Raw genomic sequence first — 23,243 nt, forward strand, 5'->3', positions numbered from 1 at the left:
GCGGAAGAAGCGTTGCTCCAGGCGGGGGCGCTGCAAAGCGCGATTTTCAACAGCGCCAACTTCTCCAGCATCGCCACCGACGCCAAGGGCGTCATTCAGATCTTCAACGTCGGCGCCGAGCGGATGCTCGGCTATACCGCCGCCGAGGTGATGAACAAGATCACGCCCGCCGACATTTCCGATCCGCGGGAACTGATCGCCCGCGCCAAGGCGCTCAGTGTCGAACTCGGAACCCCGATCACGCCCGGCTTCGAGGCCCTGGTGTTCAAGGCCTCGCGCGGCATCGAGGACATCTACGAGCTGACCTACATCCGCAAGGATGGCAGTCGGTTCCCGGCGGTGGTGTCCGTTACAGCGCTGCGCGACGCCAAAGACGTCATCATCGGTTACCTCCTGATCGGAACCGAACTCAAGGCGGGAGCTCTGCAGAGCGCCATCTTCAACAGCGCCAACTTCTCCAGCATCGCCACCGACGCCAAGGGCGTCATTCAGATCTTCAATGTCGGCGCCGAGCGGATGCTGGGCTTCGCGGCAGCCGACGTGATGAACAGGATCACGCCCGCCGACATTTCCGATCCGCAGGAACTGATCGCGCGCGCGAAGGCGCTCAGCGTCGAGCTCGCAACCCCGATCACGCCGGGGTTCGAGGCCCTGGTATTCAAGGCCTCGCGCGGGATCGAGGACATCTACGAACTGACCTATATCCGTAAGGATGGAAGCCGATTCCCGGCGGTGGTGTCGGTCACGGCGCTGCGCGACGCGCAGGATGTTATCATCGGCTATCTGCTCATTGGCACCGACAACACCGCACGCAAGCTGGTCGAAGAAGAGCAAAAGAAGTCAGATCAACGCCTGCGTGACCAGCAATTCTACACTCGCTCACTGATCGAATCCAACATCGACGCGATCATGACCACCGATCCGTCCGGCATCATCACCGACGTCAACAAGCAGATGGAGGCGCTGACCGGATGTACGCGCGACGAGTTGATTGGCGCGCCGTTCAAGGGTTATTTCACCGATCCGGAGCGGGCCGAGGCTGCAATCAAGCGCGTGCTAAGTGAGAAGTCGGTCACGGACTACGAGCTGACGGCGCGAGCCCGGGACGGCAAGCAGACGGTGGTGTCCTACAATGCGACCACCTTTTACGACCGGAACCGGACGCTGCAGGGCGTCTTCGCCGCGGCCCGCGATGTCACCGAGCGCAAGCGGGTGGAGGCGGAATTGCAGCAGGCCAAGGCCGCCGCCGAGAGCGCGAGCCGGACCAAATCGGATTTTCTGGCGAGCATGAGTCATGAGATCCGGACACCGATGAATGCGATCATGGGCATCGCGGACCTGCTGGCCAAGACCTCGCTCTCGCCGGAGCAAGACAAATATGTACAAATCTTTCGCCGCGCCGGCGACAATTTGCTGAATCTCATCAACGACATCCTCGATCTCTCCAAGGTCGAAGCCTCGCAGCTCGAGCTGGAGCGGACCGGCTTCTCCCTGAACGATCTGCTGGAAAAGGTGACGGAGATGGTGGCGCTCCGGGCCAGCGAAAAGGGATTGGCCATGGTGTACGAGATCGCGCCTGGCGTGCCCAACGACCTGGTCGGCGACCCGACACGGCTTCGCCAGGTGCTGCTTAATTTGCTTGGCAACGCCATCAAGTTCACCCAAACGGGCGAAGTAACCCTGCGGGTTGCACCGGATGCGGATCCTTCCGTCCCGACAGCCTTGCGTTTCACGGTATCGGACACCGGCATCGGCATCGCGCGCGAGAAATTGGGCCAGGTGTTTGAACGCTTCACCCAAGCCGATTCATCGACCACGCGCAGGTTCGGTGGCTCGGGGCTGGGGCTGACGATTTCGCGGCGCCTGGTGGAGCTGATGGGCGGCCGCATCTGGGTCGAAAGCGAAGTCGAAAAAGGCAGCGTGTTTGCATTCGCGGCGCCCTTCGAAATATCCGCTTCGGACAATCGTCCGGCAGCCGATCCGGTCGGAGCGGATCCCGAACTGCCGCTGCCGGCGCTGCGAATTCTGCTGGCGGAAGACTCTCCCGACAATTGCATCATCACGATCGCCTATCTGGAGGACACGCCATACCGGGTGCAAATCGCCGAGACCGGGGCCATCGCCTGTAAAATGTTTGAAGCCGGACGCTACGACCTCGTCCTGATGGACCGTCAAATGCCTGTCATGGATGGCCTGACCGCGACGCGAACGATTCGAGCGTGGGAGAAGGCGAACCATCGGCCGCCCACGCCGATCATTGCACTGACAGCCTCTGCCCTGAAGGGCGACCGGGAAATGTGTTTGGCGGCAGGATGCACGGCTTTCCTGACGAAGCCAATCAAACAGGAAGTGCTGCTGCGGGCGATCAGGGAGAACTCACTGGTCGCTCCTTCGTTAGCGAACGAGGACAGCAACTCGATAGACCTGATCCGGTTGAGCGCCAAATCCAGATCCGCAATCCGGATCCCCGCCTATCTGCGGAACTGCAAGCAGAATGTCATCGTGATGCTGGATGCTCTGGATCGCGTTGACTTCGAGACAGTGACGAGTCTGGGACACCAGATGATGGGTTCCGGCGGCATGTTTGGATTCCAGACCATTACCGACATCGGCAGATCCATTGAACAGGCAGCCGAGAGCGCCGATTCGGATGCGTCGCGCAAGTGGGTGGGTGCATTGTCCATTTATCTCGATGGTGTCGAAACCAATGCCAACTAGCCTGCACTCGATCCGAAAACTCTGGAGCGTGCGACCCGGCTTGAAGGCTCAGATCGACGGTTACGACAAGCGTTACATTCGCTCACTGCACGGAAATCTGTCTGCTTGAGATGATGCCTTTGTAAAGGTCCGCCTCCTGCGCGATGCGCTCGGCCATTTTAGCGGGGCTACCGCCGACGGGCTGGATGCCGAGATGCGCCAGCAAGTCCGTCATCTTGTCCGACTGCATCACGACGTTCGCCTCCCTGTTCAGAAGTTCGACGATCGAAGCGGGAGTTCCCGCGGATGCTGCAAGCCCGGTCCACGATGTCAGGTTCAGACCGGGATAGCCAAGCTCGGAGGTTGTCGGTACGTCCGGCAGCAGAGGGGATCGGGCGGTTCCGCTCGCGAACAGTGCGAATGCGCGTTTGGACTGCACCTGCGGCGCGGCCGTCGAGATCACTTCGAAGAAAAGGTCGACTTGCCCCGACAGGATATCGTTCATCGCCGGTCCGCCGCCGCGGTAGGGAACGTGTGTCAGTTGCACCCCGACGAGCGATGCAAAGACCTCTGCGAAGACGTGCGGGAAGCTGCCGATGCCGGCGGAAGCCACAGTGACGCGCCCCGGCTCCTTTTTTGCCGCCCGAAGCAGATCCTCGAGACTCCGAAAGCCGCTTTTCTCGCTTGCGACCAGCACCGTCGGTGCTTCCGTCAATGCGATGATCGGCGCCAGGTTCTTGATCGGATCGTAAGGCTGCGGCCGGTACACATATGGCGCGATCGTGAAGGTGCTCGTCGTACCGAGCAGCAGGGTGTAGCCGTCGGGTGCCGACCGGGCCACGAACTGGCCGCCGATGGTGCTTCCGGCGCCGACCCTGTTTTCCATCACGAAGGGCTGGCCCAGCACGCTTTGGAAATGGGCATTTACGATGCGGCCGATGGGCTCGGACTGTCCTCCCGCCGCGAACGGATTGATAACCGTCACGGAGCGGTCGGGGTAATGGGTCTCGGCGGCGGCAGCCCACCTCAAGGGGGCGAGAACGCCGGCAGCCAGAACCGAGCGACGGCGGATCATTTCAGCATCCTCCCAGGTTGTCCGCGCGAGTTGTCCTCGCATTTTGTGCGAACCGATTCACTCGACCTCTTCACACGGGGACGGCGGTCGCATCGTATCTGTACATCCAGTCGTATCGCTCCCGCAGACGGTCTTCCGCCCACTCGCGCTCGACATAGGCTTGCGCCGTCGCGGGATCTCCCAGCGCCGGGTTGTGAAAGCGTTTGGTGTTGTCGGCCGACCCGTTGACGACGCGGGCCGTACGTTCGTACCTCGCCGATTCGTAAGTGCGGAATGCCTTGGCAACGTCCATGCCGTGCGCCTCGAGCGCGCGGGACAGGATGTAGCCGTCCTCGATCGCCATGACAGCGCCCTGCGCGAGGAACGGCAGCGTCGGATGACAGGCGTCGCCGAGCAACGTGACGCGACCCACCGACCATGACGGAAGCGGATGGCGCAATTTCAAGGCCCAGAGGTATGGTTGGGGAATGGCAGCGATCAGCGTCTGCACGTCTTCATGCCATCCGGCGAAGTCGGCGAGCATGTCGGCGTGCGAACCTGGCGTGGTCCAGGATTCTTCGTGCCAGTCTTCGCGTTCGACCACGCCCACGAAGTTCATCAGCGTTCCGCGCCGCAGGGGATACTGCACGACGTGACGGCCGGGCCCGACCCAGTTCGACGAGACCAGACGTGCCAGGCGGGGCGGCAGATCCTGCATCGGGATGACGCCGCGCCATGCGACGAGACCGGTGAATTCGGCGTTATCCGAGCCATGCAGTCCCGCACGGATCACAGAATGGATTCCGTCGGCGCCAACAAGCGCGTCGCCCTCCGCGGTAGAGCCGTCGTCGAACCGCAGGATGGCGCGCTCTCCTGCGGTCTCGCATCCCACGGCCTTGCGCCCGAGACGAAGCGCACCGGGTGCGGCCTTCGTCACCGCATCCGACAGAATCGCCAGCAGGTCCGGCCGGAACATCGTGACGTAGGGATGACCATAGGTCTGCACCGACACGGTGCCGAGATCGAACGCGGTCCAGGCCTGGCCGGTATTCCACATTCGAATCTCACGCCGCTCCGGATGCGCGGCTTCGTCCATGACGCGGTGAGCTAGGCCGAGCTCGTGAAACACCAGCATGCCGTTGGCGCTGATCTGCACGCCGGCCCCGACCTCCTGAAGCATCCGCGCCTGTTCGTAGATCTCGACCTCGAAGCCGCGCTTGATGAGAGAAAGCGCAGCCGTCAAACCACCAATGCCGCCGCCGGCGATGATGATCTTGGGCTTTCGGGCTTTTGTCACCGGCTGCAACCTTTCTTGTTCTTATGGCCGGACAGCACTCTACCGCGCGAGCGGCTGACTCATAGTACTTTTTGGGACCAATAGACCTCGTTCTCGATGTTCGTTGTTGAGAGCAAAGCCTTCTCCGGCGCCAGGCTCATCGCGTTCCCGACTACGGCCATGCGCCGCAGATGAAGTACCCCGAGGCGGCCCGGCAAGGCGTTGATCGCGGGGATTTCCAGACCGCCGAAGCGGAACTTTCTTCACCATGTGATCAGCGGAGAGCTACGCAGCCACGTATCTGCACTCAATTGCTCCAGCACGAACCTTGCAACGTCTTCCCGCGCGATCGTCCCGCCGTGAAAGCTGGACAGATCCGTCAGTGCCCGGATCGCGCCGCGGCCCGACTTGTCGTTCAGGATCGCAGGACGAACCAGAGTCCAGTCGAGTCCGCTGTCCCTCACGATCGCTTCCTGCCGGTTCTTGTCGGCGTACACCTTGCGCAAGAGCAGCGGAAAAATCACGTTGTCGAACAGGAAGCCGCCGTGTCCGGCACTGTCGCCGGCACCGAGGCCGGTGATGCAGACCAGACGTGAGACTTGCTCGGCCTTCATTGCACCTACCAGCACACGCGTCGCCGTCGAAAGAAAAGTCACCTCGCGGAACGGGCTGGCCGGGGTGCCGAGCGCGCTGATTACAGCGTCGCGGCCCTTGAGGGCCTGGCGCACCGCCGTCTCGTCGCGGGCGTCTCCGACGATCAGCGTGGCTCCCTTCAGGCCGACCGCCTTCTCAGGCGAGCGCACCAGCGCGGCGACGTCATGGCCGCGAGCCAGTGCCTGCGTGACGATCGAACGGCCGGTGCCGCCGGTCGCACCGAGAACCAGTATCTTCGTTGGCGTGGTGCGAAAGTTATCAGCATTGCTCATGGCTGCTTCCTGTTGGTCGTGGCCGAGATCTCGGTGGCGAAGTCGCGATAGGAGCGCAACGGATGTCCAAGCAGCGCGTTCAACTGCGCGACATCGCCGGCATCGGGGATCATTCCCAGATCAAGGAAGCGTTCGCTCATCAGGCGCATGTCGAACGCCATCCAGCCCGGCATGAACTGCCGCAGGCTCTTCTCGAAGGCTGCGGTGTCGTCGCCGCCGTAGACGATCGGTCGGCCGAGGACCTTCGTCCAGATGGCGACCACATCCGAACCGGTCAGCGTGTCGGGACCGACCACGTTGATCCGGGTGAGCGGCAAGGGATCAGAGGCGTTCTCGCGGCGGACCAGTTCAATGGCGGCGACCTCGCCGATATCGCGCGCATCGACCATGGCGAGCCCCTGGCTGCCGATCGGCATCGGATAGACGCCGTGTCCGAGCACCACGTCCTTGATCATCAATTCGTTCTGCATGAAGTAGGCCGGGCGCAGGATGGTCGCGTTGAACCCCATCGCCTCGATCATGCGTTCGACGCCGAACTTGCCCGCAAAGTGCGGCACGTTCAGATAGCGATCGCTGTGGATCACGGAGAGATAGACCAGCCGCTCGACACCGGCTTCGCGCGCCACATTGAGCGCGATCAGCGCCTGGGTGAATTCGTCGGGCACCACGGCGTTGAGCAGGAACAGTGTCGAGACGCCCGAAAACGCGTTGCGCAGCGAATCGACGTCGAGCAGGTCGCCCTGCACGACGCTGACGCCAGCCGGGAATTCGGCTTTCGCGGAATCGCGGACGAGGGCGCGCACACTGGCGCCGCGCTTGACGAGTTGTTCGACGACTTGACGGCCCACATTTCCAGTGGCGCCGGTAACGAGGATGGTCATGGGATCACTCCGGGGTTGGGTCAAAGACACCACCGGAAATTAATGATCCACATCTGATCCAATAGTCGGTATATTTGGACATACCGTCTCACTGGTGGAACAGATGGATCTGCTGGCGCTTGCCGATTTCAACCTCGTCGCCCGGCACGGCGGATTCGGACGGGCCGCGCGCGCAGCCGGGCGTCCCAAGGCCACCCTGTCGCGCCGCGTCGCGGAACTCGAAAGCAGTCTCGACCTGCGCCTGTTCGAACGTGGCGGGCGCACGCTCAAACTCACCCAAGAGGGGCGCGCACTGTACGAACGGACGGGAGCGCTGCTTACCGAACTCGACGAGACCGCCGCGGCAATTGCTTCCGGTGGCGACAGGCCGCGAGGCCGATTGCGGATCAGCGCGCCGCTGCTGATTTCGCAAACCGCGATGGGCAGGCTCGCGGCCGGGTTCGCACTCAGATATCCGGAGGTTCGGCTCGAGGTGACGACGGAAGACCGCGCCGTCGACATGGTCGAGGAAGGCTACGACCTGGTAATCCGAGTCGATCCGGATCCAGATGAAAATCTTGTAGGACGAATCTTTCTGCGCGACCGGTTGGTGGTCGTCGCGAATACGAACCTGAAGCGGCCGACGGGTCAGCACGCTGTTCCAGCAGTGGTCCGCGGCGCAAACGATCAGGCGTCGGTTTGGGAGATGACGCTACCGAGAGGAAAATCACGCATCGCAGTCGATCCGGTCCTACGCCTGTCATCGCTCATCATGGTCCGCGATGCAGTTCGGGCAGGCGTTGGCGCCGCACACCTTCCCCTGTCGCTCGTCAGTCACGACCTCGCTGCCGGCACCCTCGCACACTGGGGCGATGTGGACGGGCCGGAGATCGCGCTGTGGGCGCTCTATCCATCGCGGCGGCTGTTGAACGCCCGCGTCTCCGCTTTTCTCGATTATCTCAAGGAAGCGTTTCCCATGGGAACGCCTGACGAATTGGCAGCCTATGTCGCAGGATAACGGCTGCATCGCTTATTTCTGATTTTCCGAAATTTTGCTTGACCGTGACCCGGAATCAGCCGTACACATCCGCCGTCCCGTTCCACTCGGAGGGCGTTTCGCGATCGTCACAGACGCGGGATGGGATGCGATGGACGCGAAGGCCGCAAAGACGAGTGTGGCCGCTAGCGTACGGCGAAGTCGTGTGGGCCTGACGCCCCGGTGCTGGCGTCAAGTCATCGAGAAGCAAACGCTTCTCGGGGATGACGGTGGCATGAAAGCCGGTCACCGGGGCGAACTCGTATAAGCCGTAAAGCCGTTGCGCAGGGAAGGCCGGAGGCTTCCGCCAAACCTGTATGCTCATGTGCAGCATTTTTTGATGCATATCGCACATGAGACCGCGGGTGCGGCGCGCACCCGGTCTTCCCTGCGCCCTCTTCTCTTCAAGGGGGCAAACGAAATGCAAACCTTCGGGCGCGTCGCGCCGCGAGAATGCGGATCCATACTCAGTTGTCATCGCCCGGCTTGCCGCCTTCGCTAAAGCTTCGGCGTGCCACCACCAGAGAGCCTCGGCGAAGCCTTGGCGTAGCCGGGACCGGGCAACCCAGTATTCCAGAGGCCGCAATGATTGAACTGACAAGCCGCGGCGTACTGGATACCCCGCATGCGCGGGGTATGACGGAAATTTTGGCGCAGCGCCGTCAAATCGACCGCAAAAACAAAAACGGCGGGGAATGCCCCGCCGTTTCGAAATCCGAAAGATCAGGATACCTGACTTACAGCAATCCCATATCGAGCACGCTCGGCAACTGCGCCAGCGGCAGCGCCGCGGCGCCGACCACGGTCGCGACCATCGCGGCCAGCGTGTGGTTGGCGCGGCGCTTGCCGCGCATCTGGCCGGCCAGCCATTCCAGCACCTTGGTGTCGATCTTGTTGGCCTGTGCGGGCGCCCAGCTCTCGATATCGGTGTCGGGCGAGAGCGCCACCGTGCGCGGCGGCACCGGCAGGCCGGACTCGGACGCGGTGTGATGGGCGACCGCCTTGGCGAGCAGATCGTCGAACCGGCCATCGTCGCTGCGCTCGGCGGCAGCGTCGGAGATTTCAAACAGCGCCTCGACTTCGGCGCGGCTCACCGGCTGATGCTCGACCTCGATCACGGTCAGGATGCGTGCGCACCAGGCGGCGTCGTCGGCATCGAGCGTGCGGGAAAAATGGATGCGGCCCTTGGTGGTCGGGCCTTCGCCGGTGATCACGCCATCGCGGACGATGGAGAGCGCGCGGGCTGCGGTCTTGCGGCAAGACGGTTGAAGCATACCGGACGTTTCAGTGGCCTTATCGGTAGCTTTGGCACTGGAGGCGGACATAGTTTGCACTTCTCAATTTCTTTTTCAGATCCCAGCATTTCCACGCGGGCGTAAACGAGTGGTTAACGATTCGAAACTTGCATTCCGAGATTTTTAGAAGGTTGCCAATTAGTCGCTGTGAACTCGGTCACGGTTCGAGCCGGCAATCCGGCCCGGCGTGATGCGGGTTATAAAAGGCAATATCGGGGCAGAGAGGGCTTTTATTCCCGATGTGTTGTTTTCGTCGCAGGGGCGCGGACGACAAGAAGATGCTAGGAGTTCCCACTCACGGAGAAGGATCTCACCTTTTACGTGAACGGGTTCACATAACCGCCGCTAACCCGTATATCTTCCAGGACGAATTTCCTTGTAAACTGAATGAGATGAGGTCAAATCATGGCACTCCAGATTGGCGCGACCGCCCCTGATTTCGAAGCCCAGACCACCGAGGGCAAGATCAAGTTCCACGACTGGATCGGCAATAGCTGGGCGCTGTTGTTCTCGCATCCGAAGGACTTCACCCCGGTTTGCACCACCGAACTCGGCGCTCTCGCGAAGTTGAAGCCGGAATTCGACAAGCGCGGCGTCAAGCTGATGGGATTGAGCGTCGATCCCGTCGACAAGCACTCCAAATGGTCCGAGGACATCAAGGAGACGCAGGGTGCGGCGCCGAACTATCCGATGATCGGCGATACCGATTTCAACGTCTCGAAACTCTACGACATGCTGCCGGCCTCGACTTCCGGCGATCCGGCGACCCGCACCGCCGCCGACAACATGACCGTCCGCAACGTCTTCATCATCGGGCCCGACAAGAAGATCAAACTGGTGCTGGTCTATCCGATGACCACGGGGCGTAACTTCCAGGAAATCCTCCGCGTGATCGATTCCCTGCAGATGACCGCCAAGCACCGCGTCGCGACCCCTGCCGACTGGAAACAGGGCGAGGACGTCATCATCGCCGGCTCCGTCAGCGACGACGAGGCAAAGACGATCTATCCCGCGGGGTGGAAATCGCCGAAGCCCTATCTGCGGATCGTGCCGCAGCCGAAATAGCGGCGTCGGTTGTCATTCCGGGCGACGAAGGCGTCGAACCCGGATGACGGGCTTAAGACATCGCGCGACCGTTGGCCCGTCGCGATGACGCGTTAAGCCGGAGTGCGGCGGTTGACCAGAAACACCGCAGCCGCACACGCCGTCATGCCTGCGATCGCGATTGCATCGAGCTTTTCGTCGAACAACGCATAAGCCATCAGCGACGTCACCGCCGGCACCAGATAGAACAGGCTTGCCACCGAGGTCGCCGCAGAGCGGCGGATCAGCCAATACAACAGACCGATCGATCCGATCGAGAGCACCACCGCAAGCCAGCTCAGCGCCAGGATGAATTCGGTGGTCCAGTGCACCTCGTTGTTCTCGAACAGCCAGGCGCCGAGGCCAAAGAAAATCGTCACCGCGATGTACTGCACGAGATTGCCGGCGCGCCAGTCGATCGCGTTGCAGTAGCGGCGCTGATAGAGCGTGCCGAGCGTGATGCTGATCAGCGAAACACCGGAGGCGAGCCAGCCCCAGCCGGCTTCGCCGCTCATTGGCCGGTTGTGCAGGATCAACACGACGCCGGCGAGGCCGAGCAGCAGCCCGGTCCATTGCAGCGGCGTGACGCGTTCGCCGAGCCAGCGGTTGGCGAGGGTCGAGGTCAGGATCGGCTGTAGGCCCGGAATCAAGGCCGAGAGCCCGGCCGGAATCGAATGCGAGATCGCGACCGCCGTACCGCCGAGATAGAACCCGTGCACGAGCAGGCCCGCAACGATGCTGTGTCCGATGGCGGCGCGGTCCAGCCATTTCGGCCGCGCGATCGCAACGATGATCGCCATCAATCCCACCACGCACGCCATGCGGATCGCGAGATAGGTCAGCGGCTCGGCGCTGTTGAGCACATATTTGGTCGCAATGAAGCCGGTGCTCCAGAGCACCACGAAAATCGCCGGCGCCGTGCGCGCGGCGAATTGCTCGAATTGTTGATTCATTGACGGCAGGTGTTGCCCGATCATGTGCTACGCGGCAAGGTCGAAGCATGCGGGGCCGCTCGCGCGCTATCACATAGCGAAGACGGAAGGTCTGCCTCAACCTAACTGCATCGCGCTCCAGGCAACCGGTGAAAAATCACACCAGCGCGTAAGTCGCGGCGGCCTGGGCGTGGGTCACGCCTTGCGCCGTCGGATTCCAGCCGAGCGCGGCCATGACCACGACGTCGTTGCCACTCAAGGGCTCCGTGACGCCGGAGAAGCTGAAGCCGAACGGATCGGTGCCCATCGTGGCGTTCCAGTCGCCATAGTCGGCGGCGCCGGTCGAGGAATTGAAGCCGCCCAGATTGGGATTGCCGCTGTTGATCGAGAAGTACTGGACGTTGCCGCTCTGCTGCGTCAAGGCGCGGATCGGCGTTCCAGCCGAGGGATCGGCGTTGTTGGTCGAGGTGTAGCGGAACAGGTCGAGCGGGGTATAGACGTTCGGGCCGAGGCCGGCGCCGACCGAAGAGAGCCGGCCCATGACCTCGCTGAATTCGTGCTGGATGGCGCCGATCGCGTCATACTTGCCCGCGACCGCGTTCTGGTTGAACTCAAAGGGGATCGCGCTCGACAAGCCGATATAGCCGTCGAGGTTGGCGCTTGCGCCGTTGATGCCAAGCGCCTTGGCTTCCGCCGTCGTGATCGCGAAACTGCCACCGCTGGTCGGGTCGCTGCCGCTGAGGCTTGCGGCTGCGGTGCCCTGCACCGCCGAATTGCCGGCATATCCCAGGATCGCCGTCGCCAGCGCGGAATAACTGACACCGCGCGCGTAGCTGACGCTCTGCGCGGCGGCGCCCGGCGAAACCGGAGAGCCGGCCACTTCGCCATAACCGACCTGGATGTTCACCACCGTGGTGTTGCCGAATTGGTTCGAAAGGCCGGCCGCGGCGGCGACAACCGCACTGCGGAAGCCGGCCGGCGCATTCGCCGTGCTCGAGCCCCAGGACAGGTTGAACTGCAGGCCGTTCGCGGCGCCGACCACCGTCGTGGTCGAGAGCTGCTTGTCCGAGAAGGAGGAAATCTGGGCGACCGACAGGCTGTTGGCCTGATTGGCAAGCAGCGACGCGGTCTGCTGCGCCGACAATTGCGCAAGGTGTTGCGTGGACAGCGCGCTGACGCTGCCGCCGCCGAGACTGCCGAGCTGCGACGGATCGAGGGCGACGAGCTGGACCTGCGACAGCTGGCTCACCTGCGAGGTGCTCAGGTTGGTCAGTCCCCCGCTCAGTCCCTGCAACTGGGCGGTGGTGAAATCGCCGGCGTCGAGCGCGTTGAGGTTCGCCTGGTTGAGGCCGTTGAGCTGGCTCGACGTCAGTGCTTTTGCCTGCTCCGACGAGAAGCCGCCGATCTGCGTCGCCGACAGGCTGTTGAGCGCTGCGACCGAAAGCGCGCGGATCTGGCTTTTGCCGAGCCCTGCGATCCCCGCCTGCGACAGGCCAGCGACGGCGGCCGCTGAAAGGCTCCCAACCTGTTCATCGGTCAGCTGCGCGACCGCGGCGCGCGACAGGCCGCTGGTTTGCGTCGCGGTCAACGCCGCGACCTGAGTCTTGGACAGCCACCTCGGCTGATAGAATGCGAGATTGCCGACGGTGGCTGACGTCAGGCTTTGAAGCTGCCCGGTCGACAGCGCGCTGATGTCGAGGGACTGCAGCGACGCCTGCGAGATGCCGTTGAGCTGGCCCGTCGTCAACGCGCCGATCTGGGTCGACGAAAGCGTATTCGGATGCGCTGATATCAGCGCGGGCCTGGGCGGTGGACAGGTTGCCGATCGCGGTAGTGTCCAGGCTGCGGACCTGCGTCGCGGTCAGGCTGGCGACGCTCAACGCATTCAGATCCGCGCTCGGCAGGCTGTTGAGTTGCGTCGGCGTCAGCGCCTGGACCTGGACCGTCGAGAGCGCGCCTACTTCCGTGGCGGTAAGATTTGCGGTCTGCGCGCCGGACAGCGCAAGAAAGGTGTTGTAGGAAATGGCGTTGATCTGCGAAGGGCTGAACGCCGCGACCGCGGACGACGACAGCGAATTCAGCTGATCGCCCGTGATGCCGGCAACCTGCGCCGAGCTCAATGACGCGACGTCGGCACTGGTCCATTGCGACACAGTGGCGGTCGGCAGCACGGCGATCTGGCTTGCCGTGAGAACATTGACACTCGTAGTCATAACACGCCCTTGCTACGCCGCGCGCGACCACCACGAAGCTGTGCGGTCTCGTCACGAGACCGGAAACTAGTGGGAAAGGGTTAAAATCAGGTCAAAACGTCCCGAGATCAGCAGGTTCGCTTCACCACGCGAGCCACGGGACCAGAGCGTTTTCCAGCGAGGTGGAAACCGGTTCGCGTCAGAGAACGCGTCAAACCAAAAAAGGGATCACGCCGGTGATGCCGGCGTGCCTGCCCTCACCACTCTTCCGGGCAGGCATCGACGATCTTCCAGAGCTCGCCGCCGTTCTTGATCTTCTTCATCTCGGTGGTGAGCCCGCCGTTGCGGCGGATCCAGTCCTTCACGGTGTCGGGATAATACGACATCAGGTCCGAGGTCCCGTCCAGGCTCGTGACCTTGATACCGAAGGTGAAGGCCTTGTCGTAGTAGGCCTGGTGGAAGCCGAGGCTCGCCTTCGGCGTCACGCAGATCTTGTTCAACGGCACGATGCCGAACACCAGCGTGCAGGCCGAATTGCAGATGCCGTCGATGATCACGCGTTCCTTGCGGTCGCGGATGCGGGCATACTTGGCCTTGTATTCCTCGACATAGCCGCCGTGGTCGCGCGTGATATGCAGTTCGGCGCGCGCCGGCATTGCGACCAGGACCGAGAAAACCAGAAGGATGAGGGACGTGATGCGCATGGATCGATCTGGAACCGGGTGCCTTGTTGGACGTTGGGTCGGGCCTCAAGGGGTGGACCTGACCGCAGGACTCTGGCCGGACTGTGTTGGTAATTCGTTAAGCATCCGTTGCGGCTAAAAATTGGCGCGCTGTGGCGGTTTTCCCGCAGCTTTTCTGCCCAATACGCGCTAAATGGAACCTGATCGGACGAAAATGTGTCGTTTCCAGCAGGACTCCCGGAGAATCGCGATGACCAAAGCCAAGTTTCTGATTGCCGCCGCCCTGCTGGCCATGTCCGCCCTGGCGCCTAGTCTGGCCGAAGCCCGCCATTACCGGCACCATCACTACCGCCACTACTGGCCGCTGCCTTACCCGATCAGCTACCTCCACAATTACGGCCCCGGCCCCATGGCCGGCACCTTTGCCTATTATGACGGCCCCTCGACCAACCACTGCGACCGGGGCGCGGCCGCCTATGTCGGCCAGGACCGCCAGCGGCATCCCTGCTTTTGACCGGCCTACTTATTGATCGGGCGCTGCTGGCCCTGTCCGGCCAAGTCTGATAATCGACCGAACCACAGGCACTCGTAGCTCAGCTGGATAGAGCATCGGATTTCGATTCCGAGGGTCGGGAGTTCGAATCTCTCCGAGTGCGCCATTTCGGTGGGGACCGATCCGGCGAACCACGTATTCGAGAGCGAACTGACATGAGAAAGATGATCCTGACGCTGGCGCTCCTGTATCCGGCCGCGGCGTTTGCGCAAGGCACCACCGCCCCGGCCACGCCGGCCAGCCCTCCGCCGACCGTCGGCGGCAAGCCACTGGTCGTGGTGGGAGCGAAGAAGCCTTCGGCCGCCAAGAAAGAGGCCGCCGGCAAGAAAGAGGCGCCCAAATCCGTCGCCCAGAAGCTGCAGGCCTGTGGAGATATCGACGACGCCACCAAGGAGCGCCTGCAGTGTTACGATGCCATCTTTGCGCCGCAGCCCAAGCCGAAGGCGCCAGCCGCCAAGGGCGTCAATGAATGCCGATTCCAGAAAGAGGAAGACGAGCGGCTGACCTGCTACAACGGTTTTGCCGACAAAATTCCGAAGCTGCCGCGCTAACTTAGGCAAGGCAGCTCAGACGGCATCTTACCAGGTGTTGTTCCCGAAGAAGCCGAAGTGCTGTTGCTGCGCCAGACGGATCGGCGGATTGGCGCGGATCCTGGCAACCTTGCGCTTGCGTTGGACCTGCGGCTCGGGCTTTTTCACATCGACCGGGACGAACTGGGCAAAGGTGTTGCGGACGCGCGCCTGTGCCGTCGGGTCGATGGCAACGGGCGGCTGCGGAGCGGCGGCAACCCGGACCTTCGGGGCGGGCGGAACGATGGTCGGAAGGCTGGTGTCGTAGACCACCCGCTCCGGCAATTTCTGGTCGGAACGAATGCGGACCACGTTGCGGTCGATCGCGGGGGCGGCATGGCTGGCTATCACCGCCTGCGACGGCGAATAGGCGTCGATCAAAAACAGCAGCGCCAGCAGCGCGCCGCCGACAAACATGAAATAACGCGCTACGGGCATTTTCGATCGCTCCCCCCACGCCGGTGCGTGGTGTCAGTCACCTAATGGGCGACATAGCGATTAGTTCCTGAGGGACAAGCCAAGGTTCAACGGCGGCGGTCACTTTTTCGAGCGCGGAAGGTTAGGTTCGGCTGGCCGTCACCAGCGAACATTTCGCCTTGTTTGCGTTAACATTGACGAACCCGACCAGCATGCCGGAATACCGTTTTTGGCTCTTCATGTTCACGGTATCGGGAAGTACCCGCCTGCGATCGGTCAGATGGCTGCCGTCGCGGCGGGCAAAGGCGCAGGCGATCTCGACATCCTTCACGGCATAGTCATTGCTGTTGCGGAGCGTGAACGTCATCAGCGCTTTCGAGCCGAGCCCGCCCCTGCGCCACGACTGCGAGGAAATCCTGAGGCCATCGATCGGCGGCTTCGCCGGCGCGGTCGTTTCAGGAGCAGCGATTTCCGGGGCTGCCGCGGTGTTTTCCGCGGGACTGGCGTCGGGGGAGACGGCGGATGGCGCCGGGCTCGCCAGGGTGGCCTTGGTCGGCGCGACCGGATCGTTCGACCCGGAAGCATCCTGCGCGAGGCGGAAGACCGCTGATGGAGCCGCCCCGGATTGGCTCTCGGCGTCGCTCGGCCAGGGGACCATCATCCAGGCCGTGCAGCCGGCTATCGCAATCGCCGGCAGCACCATGAGCCGGGCATCGGCGCGTCCGAATGACCGTCCGGCGATCCTCATTACCGCACCCTCATCCGGCGGCCACGGCGGTTGCCGCGCCGCACATGAAAAAAAGCCCTACGGGCGTTACACCGTACGGCTTTTTTCACGACTGCCGCTGTACGGTTCCGCCGCTTTGTCTTCAACCACGTTAGATGGCAAAGGTTGCATGTCACCCTGACAATATTGCGGCGGCCGTGCAGTTCTTCTGGGGATGGAATTGCGAATCCCCCGCCGGTAGATTGGCGGCGCAGCCGGGCGCCAGCACGGCAACGACAATCATCAAGGGGGAGACCAAGATGCCGACCGTTATCTGGGATCATGTCCATTTGCGCAGTCCCGATCCCGAAGCGACCGCGACCTGGTTGCACGATATTCTCGGCGGCGAAATCATTCGCGGCCCCGGGCGCATCGACGTCAAGCTCGGCGGCGCCAACGTGTTCATCGCGCCGGTCGCCTCCGGTGACGGCGTCAACTCGCCGCCGGTGACGCCCTATCAGGGCCTCGATCACTTCGGCCTGACGGTCAAGGACATCGACGCGGTCGCCGCCGAGATCAAGGCCAAGGGCGTCGAGTTCACGCGTGAGCCGACCACCATCCGGCCGGGCGTGCGCATCTGCTTCATTCGCGGGCCGCAGGGCATTTCGATCGAGCTTCTGGAGCGCGACAAGAAGTACGCGTGAGGCGCCGCGCGGATAACGCCCTATCTCATTCGTAGTCGTCATCACCTGCCTTGTGCGCAATGGCGCACTGGGCGGGTGAACCAGTATTCCAGAGAGCGTCGGGCATAAGCGACAGGCCACAGCGTACCGGATACTCCGCCTTCGCGGAGTATGACCAGCGATGTGATCGCCTCGGTCGCGACGCGCTACGTCATGCTGCCCGGCATGAAGCAGCGGATCGTCAAGCCGCCATAGCCGCGGATCGGCCAGACCATGGTTCGGCCGACACGGTTGGGCTCGGTGATCACGGCATCATCGGGCACATCGACCCACTCGCCTTCGAGCCGTACGCGGTAATGCCCGTTGGCGGACTCCCAATCGACATCGCTGACCGCTGTGCCGTCGGCGTCGGAGCAACACGGCCCCTTTCCGCTTCTCAGACTGTCGAACCATTGCTTCAGCGGCGAGTTGGCGTAGCGGCCGTCGGGATCGCGGGCATGGCCGGGATACGTGGCCAGAGGCAACATCAGCACCGCAAAGCCGATCAGCAGCGGCTTTTTGAAACGGCCCGCACGATCGCGGCCCGTAGTTTCACGGAAGTTGTTTTCAGTGCGTCGGCGCGCCACGTGGCCGCCGGATTTCATCCAGTTGGTCACCTGTTTTCTTGCTCCAGCACCCACCGGCCGGTGCCGAAAATAACTATGCATTTCACGGGCCAACTTGAGTCGGCCGCAATCGTCTGTCATGCCAGCGTCACACGCCGTCGTGCCGAATTTTGATCGCGAATCGGGCCTTGCCGGGCAACCTGTCGCGTTGACGTTGAGGGTTCCATTTTGGCATAATTGATTTCCGGCTTCCATGGGCGCGGCGGCCGGCCCTTGGGACGTTATGAAGAACGGGCTGTATTCGATTCACGTCAACCTGCTGGACGGACGTTCCGGCAAGGGCAGCGGCGTGATTCTGTTCCGCGACGGACAGATCCTCGGCGGCGACGCCTATCTGTTTTACACCGGCAGCTACACCGTGAAGGGCGACACCTTCAAGGGCGAGGTGCTGGTGCAACGACACACCTCCCCGCGCGACAACGACAACCCGCTGTTCGGCGGACCCGCTCCCGTCGGCATCGGCGTATCCGGCACCTTCACCGACACGCGCGGCACGATGAACGGCACCGCGCTGGTCGGCAAGAACAGTCAGATCTTTGGCGCCACGTTGCACCGGCTGGCGGATACCAACTAGGTCGCTGCCGAACCAGATCATTGTCAAGACTGGATGGTGAGGCGATTTCATGCCCGAGCGATCGACGCCCGCTTCTTCCGATCATCGCTTCATTGATCTCGTGCACGCCATCGTTTCGGGCGATGCCGCGAAAGCCCTCCGATTGTCCGACACTTCACCCACGCTCGTGCGGCAACGCGCGGCGGTTGGCGCAAGCCGCGACGGTGCGAAGGGCTGTTTCTTCGAACCGATCGCCCATTACATGTACGAGGGTGACACTGCCCTGCACATGGCGGCGGCGGGCTTCCAATATGAAATCGCACAGGTGCTGATCGACCGGGGCGCCGATTGTTCCGCCAGAAATCGCCGCGGTGCCGTGCCGCTTCACTACGCAGCCGATGCAAACGTCTGGAACCCGACGGCACAAGCAGCCACCATCGGCTGCCTGATCCGGGCCGGCAGCGATCCCAATGCGTCCGACAAAAGCGGCGTTGCGCCGCTGCACCGCGCCGTTCGTACCCGATGCGCCGCCGCCGTCGAAGCGTTGCTGGCCGGCGGCGCGGACCCGCGCAGCAGGAACAAGAACGGCTCGACGCCGCTGCACCTCGCCGTGCAGAATACCGGCCGCGGCAACAGTGGAAGCCCGCACGCAGTCGAGCAGCAACGGCGTATCATCGGGCTCTTGCTGGCGGCCGGCGCGACACCCGAGGACAAGGACGACAACGGCAAGGCCGTTCGCGACGCCGCCACGGCCGACTGGATACGCGCGCTCTTCTAGCTTTATCCGGGAGCGATACGGCGACGCCTCGCCTATTCCGCCGCCTGCTCGAGCGGGGCGGTGCGCGGCAGGATCATCTGGATCCGCGTGCCGCCGCCCGGTTCGGAATCGAGATCGAGGCGCCCGCCGAGGCGATTGGTGACGATGCTGTAGACGATGTGGAGCCCGAGCCCGGTGCCGCCCTGATCGCGTCGCGTGGTGAAGAACGGATCGAAGGCGCGGCGGCGGACGTCGAGGCTCATGCCGATGCCGTCATCGGAGAACAGGATCTCGACATTGTCCTTGCCGGACTCGCGCACCTGGATGTCGACGGTGCCGGGCTTGCCCTCCGGAAACGCATGCGCCACCGCGTTGAGGAACAGATTGGTGAGCACCTGTCCGTAAGGGCCGGGATAGCTGTTCATCGTGAGATTGGGCTGGCAGTCGACGTTGAGCGTCAGATTGTGCTTGCGCAGGCCGGGCCGCAACGACATCACCACCTGCTCGGTGAGATCACCGAGGTCGAAGCTGCGCTGGTCGGAATAGTTCCGATCGGCGGCGACCTGCTTGAACGACTGGATCAGTTCGGCGGCGCGGTTGAGATTGGCCGTAAGCTGCGATGACGCATCGCGGCTGGTTTCCAGAAAATCGGTCAGGCTGGAGCGCCGCAATTCGCCGCGCGCGACCTCGGCGGTGAACATCGCGGTCTTGCGCTCCAGCGCGGAGGCGACCGTCAGGCTGATGCCGACGGGATTGTTGACCTCGTGGGCGACGCCAGCCACCAGCCGGCCGAGGGCCGCGAGCTTTTCCGCCTCGATCAGCGAATTCTGCGTCTCCCGCAAATTGCGCAACGCCGCTTCGGCGGCGTCCTTGGCCTTGCTCATCTCGAATTCGACGCGCTTGCGTTCGCCGATATCGAGCGCGACGGTGACGATGTTTTCGATCTCGCCCGAGGTGTCCAGGATCGGCAGCTTGTTGACCAGCCATTGCCGCATGTTGCCGGAGGAATCCTTGTATTCCTCCTCGTAGAAGCCGAGTTCCCTGCCGCCGGCCAGCACCCGCTTGTCGTTCTCGTCGGTCTTGGCCGCCCCATAGCGCGACATCAGGTCCTGCGTGGTGCGGCCGATCGCATCCTGTGGCTCGATGCCGAAAATGCCCGCCATATAGCGGTTCATCAGCACGTATTGCAGCCGCCTGTCCTTGACGTTGATCACCGCGGGCACGGTGTCGATCACCATCTGCAGCAGACGTCGGCCTTCGGCAATCGCATCTTCGGCGCGCTTCTGGTCGGTGATGTCGCGCACCGTTCCTTCGTAGCGCACGAGCTCGCCGGCGTCGTTGCGCACGGCGCTGGCGCTGTCGGAGAGCCACAGCACCGAGCCGTCGCGCGCGCGAACCTGGTATTCGTACTCGCGGACCATGCCGTCGCGTTGCATCAACCGCTCATATTCCGCCCGCGCTTCGGGCTGAACGTAGACTGTTTCGGCAATATCGCCGATGCCGCCGATCAGATCCTGCGGCGTGGCGTAGCCCATCATCCGTGCCAGCGCCGGGTTGGCGTTGAGCAGCGCGCCGCCCGGCGTCGTGACGTAGATTCCGTCCACCGAGGCCTCGAACAGCTTGCGATAGCTTTCCTCGGCCAGCCGCTGCTCGGCCAGCGCCCGCACCGCGGCCTCGCGCGCCGCATCGGCGTCGACCAGCGTCTGGCGGAACACTTCCGCGGCGCGGGCGATGTCGCCGATCTCGTTGTCCAGGTCGGTCGCCGGGATCGAGGTATTCTGCCCGCCGCCGGCCACCGCGCGGATCGAGGTCGCGATCGATGCCAGCGGGCGCACGGTGCGGCGAACGACCAGAAGGGCTGCGAACAGTCCGATCAGAACGCCGGCGGTGCCGAGCACGATGCTCTGCCACTTCGCTTCCGTCAGCGTCCTGGCGAAATCGCGCGACAGAATGTGGCCGCGGCGCGCGCTGACCTCGCGCAACAGTTCGGTGACACGCTGGATCAGGCGCCCTTCCGTGCCCAGCACTTCCTTGTCGATATCGGATATCTGCCGTTCGCGGATCGATATGCCGATGATGGCCTCAGCATAGCCGTTGACAGCCATCCGCAGCTTCGGATCCGGAATCGTCAGCGTGCGCATGGTCTGCGCCGCCGCTTCGGCGGCGGATGGATTGTGCGCCAGCAGCGCCGAGGCGATCCGGCTCTGGGTCTGCGACAGCGTCGAAGCAATCACCGGGTCCGGGCTCGCGGCGATCGCAGCGTCGAATGCGTCGCGCAACGGCGGCAGCGCCACGATCATTTCGGCCCGGCGATTGATCAGCGCGGAAATGCGCTCGATCCCGCTGCGATAGGTCGAGAGCCGCTCGGTGACGCCGTCGATCATGTCCTGCTGTTCAGGGGCAAGCTCCAGCCGGGTCTTCTTCAGGACGTCGCTGAGCGAGGTCGCGGCTTCGCCGACCTGGACCGATTGGGTGCCGGGGTCGGTGACGAAATCCCGCGCCGCGAGCCGCAATTCGTTCATGCGCCGGTCGATATCCTCGGCGAGATCGCCGACGCTCTGCAGCCGCTGCAGCTCGGCGAAGGTCGCATCGATGTGGCGGATCGCGATGACGCTGGCGGTGGAGGTGATGATGATCACCGCCAACACCAGCATGAAACTGCCGAACGTCAGTTGGCCGATCGAAAGCGAGAACGATCGCGTCGTTGGCGAATTCGGCGGCGATGCATCAGTCATGTTGTTGAGGCCGGGCTCCAATCGGTCGTAATATACGATGTATTTCGGGCCTTGGGGAACATGCTGAAAACGATAGGGAAACGGGCCAATTTCGTCCGGCGGTGCGAATCGGGAATAGCGCTGGGCACTATCCTGGGCGTTGTGCTGTCGGTGCTGGTTGCTCCAATCCGGGATTTGCGCGCGGCGGAGGGCGACCGTGCGGTTCGAATGGCGAAATTTGCCCGGCCGCTGGCCGTGCCGTTCCCCCCGGAAAATCCCTATTCGCCGGACAAGGCCGAACTCGGGCGAAAGCTGTTTTTCGATCCCCTGATGTCGGCTTCCGGGACGATTTCCTGCGCGACCTGCCATCACCCGCGACTGGCCTGGGGCGATGGCCTGCCCCGTGCCATCGGCGAAGCCCGCACCCCGCTGCCATTCCGCTCGCCGACCATGCTGGGCGCCGCCTGGATGGAGGCGTTTGGCTGGGACGGCAAGTTTCCGACGCTGGAAAGCGTCGCTTTCACGCCGCTTTCCGCCGCCGCCAATATGGGCCGCAACGAGCAGGAACTGCTGCGGGACATCGCGAAAAATGCGGCCTATCGCGCCGATTTCGACCGGGTATTTCCCGGCGAAGGGGTATCGCGCGCGACTGTCGAGCGGGCGCTGGCGACGTATGAGCGGACCATCGTGCCGGCGCCGGCGCCGTTCGATCGCTGGATTGCCGGCGACGAGGCAGCGATTCCGGACGCCGCCAAACGCGGCTTCGACCTGTTCACGGGGCGGGCGAAATGCAGCGAATGCCACGCCACCTGGCGCTTCACCGACGATTCCTTCCATGACATCGGCACCGGCGGCGACAACGATCTCGGCCGCGGACGGCTGTTTCCGAAGTCGCAGGCGCTGCAGCACGCCTTCAAGGTGCCGAGCTTGCGCGACGTCGCCCGGCGGGCGCCCTACATGCACGACGGCTCGCTGCCGACGCTGGAAGCCGTGATCGCACTGTATGACCGCGGCGGGTTGGCGCGGCCGAGCCGCAGCGAACACATTCAGCCGCTGGAGCTTAACGATCAGGAACGCGGCGACCTGATCGCCTTCCTGCAGACCCTGACCGGCGACGCGGCGCGAGCCTCCTCCCCGATTATTCCAGCTCGCTGACCTCGACGGTCAGCTTCATCTGGGGGTGGATCGCGCAGCGGATGGCGTAGATCCCGGGCCGGATGAAAACGATGTCGCGGCTCTCGCCGGGCGGGATGTCGCCGGTATCGGCCGAGAATTGCGCTGTATCGACAAAGGCGTGGTGGACGAACTTCTCGTCATTGGTGAAGTGAACGACGCTGCCCTTGCCGACGACAATCCGCGCCGGGGCGAACAGCCGGTCGGCCTGGCGCACCTCGAACTCGGCGCCCAATGCAGCGCCGGCCGCAAGACCGAGGGCAATAACCAGAGGCAATCGACGCATCGCCAATTTCTTCAACGAAATGGGTGGATTCGGCAACCGGCGAAACCGCCGGCTGGCCGTCCATACCAGCATTGGGGCCGGATTGCTCAGGCAAAATGCAGGGATTGAACCGGAGGCGCCAACCAAGCCGGAC

The 23,243-nt window shown here is 63.3% G+C and carries 23 protein-coding genes and 1 tRNA gene; 11 read left to right on the forward strand and 13 right to left on the reverse strand.

Features of this window, described 5'->3' with window-relative positions:
- Window positions 1-12: 12 nt before the first annotated feature.
- Window positions 13-2,718: a PAS domain-containing hybrid sensor histidine kinase/response regulator gene (locus BLS26_RS03200; protein ID WP_244541825.1), complete on the forward strand. Its 2,706-nt coding sequence runs from the start codon at window positions 13-15 to the stop codon at window positions 2,716-2,718.
- Between the two features lie 82 nt (window positions 2,719-2,800).
- Here BLS26_RS03200 and BLS26_RS03205 read toward each other — a convergent pair whose 3' ends face one another.
- The 4 genes from BLS26_RS03205 to BLS26_RS03220 all read right to left on the reverse strand — a co-directional run bounded on the left by BLS26_RS03205 (window position 2,801) and on the right by BLS26_RS03220 (window position 6,834).
- Window positions 2,801-3,772, reverse strand: a complete 972-nt coding sequence (locus BLS26_RS03205; RefSeq protein WP_157676268.1) for a tripartite tricarboxylate transporter substrate binding protein — start codon at window positions 3,770-3,772, stop codon at window positions 2,801-2,803.
- Window positions 3,773-3,842: 70 nt separating this feature from the next.
- Window positions 3,843-5,048, reverse strand: a complete 1,206-nt coding sequence (locus BLS26_RS03210) for an FAD-dependent monooxygenase (protein WP_092517556.1) — start codon at window positions 5,046-5,048, stop codon at window positions 3,843-3,845.
- Window positions 5,049-5,290: 242 nt separating this feature from the next.
- The gene (locus BLS26_RS03215) at window positions 5,291-5,953 is read right to left on the reverse strand and encodes an NAD(P)-dependent oxidoreductase (RefSeq protein WP_092508373.1); all 663 of its coding nucleotides are present in this window, start codon (window positions 5,951-5,953) and stop codon (window positions 5,291-5,293) included.
- Entirely contained in the window at window positions 5,950-6,834 is an 885-nt protein-coding gene (locus BLS26_RS03220) for an SDR family oxidoreductase (RefSeq protein WP_092508375.1), read from the reverse strand. The genes BLS26_RS03215 and BLS26_RS03220 overlap by 4 nt, the downstream gene beginning before the upstream one ends.
- 103 nt (window positions 6,835-6,937) lie before the next feature.
- On the opposite strand from BLS26_RS03220, the gene BLS26_RS03225 reads away from it, so the two are divergent.
- Window positions 6,938-7,831, forward strand: a complete 894-nt coding sequence (locus BLS26_RS03225; protein WP_092508377.1) for a LysR family transcriptional regulator — start codon at window positions 6,938-6,940, stop codon at window positions 7,829-7,831.
- A 755-nt stretch (window positions 7,832-8,586) separates the two neighbouring features.
- Here the strand turns inward: BLS26_RS03225 and BLS26_RS03235 are convergent.
- Window positions 8,587-9,123 carry a hypothetical protein gene (locus BLS26_RS03235; RefSeq protein ID WP_092517557.1) on the reverse strand — a complete coding sequence of 179 codons (537 nt, stop codon included), beginning with the start codon at window positions 9,121-9,123 and terminating at the stop codon, window positions 8,587-8,589.
- Window positions 9,124-9,549: 426 nt separating this feature from the next.
- On the opposite strand from BLS26_RS03235, the gene BLS26_RS03240 reads away from it, so the two are divergent.
- Complete coding sequence (locus BLS26_RS03240; protein ID WP_092508381.1) at window positions 9,550-10,209, forward strand: peroxiredoxin; 660 nt, start codon at window positions 9,550-9,552, stop codon at window positions 10,207-10,209.
- A gap of 92 nt (window positions 10,210-10,301) precedes the next feature.
- Here the strand turns inward: BLS26_RS03240 and BLS26_RS03245 are convergent, their stop codons facing one another.
- Window positions 10,302-11,180 carry a DMT family transporter gene (locus BLS26_RS03245; RefSeq protein ID WP_092508383.1) on the reverse strand — a complete coding sequence of 293 codons (879 nt, stop codon included), beginning with the start codon at window positions 11,178-11,180 and terminating at the stop codon, window positions 10,302-10,304.
- 136 nt (window positions 11,181-11,316) lie between these two features.
- A complete protein-coding gene (locus BLS26_RS03250; protein ID WP_157676269.1) occupies window positions 11,317-12,906 on the reverse strand; it encodes an NF038122 family metalloprotease in 1,590 nt (529 codons plus the stop codon).
- On the opposite strand from BLS26_RS03250, the gene BLS26_RS35475 reads away from it, so the two are divergent.
- Window positions 12,887-13,282, forward strand: a complete 396-nt coding sequence (locus BLS26_RS35475; protein WP_157676270.1) for a hypothetical protein — start codon at window positions 12,887-12,889, stop codon at window positions 13,280-13,282. The genes BLS26_RS03250 and BLS26_RS35475 overlap by 20 nt on opposite strands.
- A gap of 326 nt (window positions 13,283-13,608) precedes the next feature.
- Here BLS26_RS35475 and BLS26_RS03260 read toward each other — a convergent pair whose 3' ends face one another.
- Window positions 13,609-14,055: a hypothetical protein gene (locus BLS26_RS03260; protein ID WP_092508389.1), complete on the reverse strand. Its 447-nt coding sequence runs from the start codon at window positions 14,053-14,055 to the stop codon at window positions 13,609-13,611.
- A 229-nt stretch (window positions 14,056-14,284) separates the two neighbouring features.
- Between BLS26_RS03260 and BLS26_RS03265 the strand changes: the two genes are divergently transcribed.
- The 3 genes from BLS26_RS03265 (at window position 14,285) to BLS26_RS03275 (ending at window position 15,138) form a co-directional block, all read left to right on the forward strand.
- Window positions 14,285-14,548: a hypothetical protein gene (locus BLS26_RS03265; protein WP_092508391.1), complete on the forward strand. Its 264-nt coding sequence runs from the start codon at window positions 14,285-14,287 to the stop codon at window positions 14,546-14,548.
- 68 nt (window positions 14,549-14,616) lie between these two features.
- Window positions 14,617-14,693: transfer RNA gene (locus tag BLS26_RS03270), tRNA-Arg, on the forward strand.
- A gap of 49 nt (window positions 14,694-14,742) precedes the next feature.
- Window positions 14,743-15,138 carry a hypothetical protein gene (locus BLS26_RS03275; RefSeq protein ID WP_092508393.1) on the forward strand — a complete coding sequence of 132 codons (396 nt, stop codon included), beginning with the start codon at window positions 14,743-14,745 and terminating at the stop codon, window positions 15,136-15,138.
- Between the two features lie 27 nt (window positions 15,139-15,165).
- Here the strand turns inward: BLS26_RS03275 and BLS26_RS03280 are convergent, their stop codons facing one another.
- Window positions 15,166-15,594, reverse strand: a complete 429-nt coding sequence (locus tag BLS26_RS03280; protein ID WP_092508395.1) for a hypothetical protein — start codon at window positions 15,592-15,594, stop codon at window positions 15,166-15,168.
- Between the two features lie 121 nt (window positions 15,595-15,715).
- Complete coding sequence (locus BLS26_RS36630; RefSeq protein ID WP_244541826.1) at window positions 15,716-16,321, reverse strand: hypothetical protein; 606 nt, start codon at window positions 16,319-16,321, stop codon at window positions 15,716-15,718.
- 278 nt (window positions 16,322-16,599) lie between these two features.
- Here BLS26_RS36630 and BLS26_RS03290 point away from each other — a divergent pair, with 278 nt between their 5' ends.
- The gene (locus BLS26_RS03290; protein ID WP_092517559.1) at window positions 16,600-16,983 is read left to right on the forward strand and encodes a VOC family protein; all 384 of its coding nucleotides are present in this window, start codon (window positions 16,600-16,602) and stop codon (window positions 16,981-16,983) included.
- 185 nt (window positions 16,984-17,168) lie between these two features.
- On the opposite strand, the gene BLS26_RS03295 is transcribed toward BLS26_RS03290, so the two are convergent.
- Window positions 17,169-17,618, reverse strand: a complete 450-nt coding sequence (locus BLS26_RS03295) for a hypothetical protein (protein ID WP_371361060.1) — start codon at window positions 17,616-17,618, stop codon at window positions 17,169-17,171.
- Window positions 17,619-17,850: 232 nt separating this feature from the next.
- Between BLS26_RS03295 and BLS26_RS03300 the strand changes: the two genes are divergently transcribed.
- Both BLS26_RS03300 and BLS26_RS03305 read left to right on the forward strand, forming a co-directional pair.
- Window positions 17,851-18,201, forward strand: a complete 351-nt coding sequence (locus BLS26_RS03300; RefSeq protein WP_092508397.1) for a GrlR family regulatory protein — start codon at window positions 17,851-17,853, stop codon at window positions 18,199-18,201.
- A 49-nt stretch (window positions 18,202-18,250) separates the two neighbouring features.
- Window positions 18,251-18,958 carry an ankyrin repeat domain-containing protein gene (locus BLS26_RS03305; RefSeq protein WP_092508399.1) on the forward strand — a complete coding sequence of 236 codons (708 nt, stop codon included), beginning with the start codon at window positions 18,251-18,253 and terminating at the stop codon, window positions 18,956-18,958.
- 32 nt (window positions 18,959-18,990) lie between these two features.
- On the opposite strand, the gene BLS26_RS03310 is transcribed toward BLS26_RS03305, so the two are convergent.
- On the reverse strand, window positions 18,991-21,672 hold the full coding sequence (locus BLS26_RS03310; RefSeq protein ID WP_092517562.1) for a PAS domain S-box protein: 2,682 nt from the start codon (window positions 21,670-21,672) through the stop codon (window positions 18,991-18,993).
- Between the two features lie 207 nt (window positions 21,673-21,879).
- Between BLS26_RS03310 and BLS26_RS03315 the strand changes: the two genes are divergently transcribed.
- The gene (locus BLS26_RS03315; RefSeq protein ID WP_092508401.1) at window positions 21,880-22,806 is read left to right on the forward strand and encodes a cytochrome-c peroxidase; all 927 of its coding nucleotides are present in this window, start codon (window positions 21,880-21,882) and stop codon (window positions 22,804-22,806) included.
- Here the strand turns inward: BLS26_RS03315 and BLS26_RS03320 are convergent.
- Window positions 22,790-23,110 carry a cupredoxin domain-containing protein gene (locus BLS26_RS03320; protein ID WP_157676271.1) on the reverse strand — a complete coding sequence of 107 codons (321 nt, stop codon included), beginning with the start codon at window positions 23,108-23,110 and terminating at the stop codon, window positions 22,790-22,792. The genes BLS26_RS03315 and BLS26_RS03320 overlap by 17 nt on opposite strands.
- Window positions 23,111-23,243: the final 133 nt, after the last annotated feature.

Source organism: Afipia sp. GAS231, from assembly GCF_900103365.1.
Classification (GTDB): Bacteria; Pseudomonadota; Alphaproteobacteria; order Rhizobiales; family Xanthobacteraceae; genus Bradyrhizobium.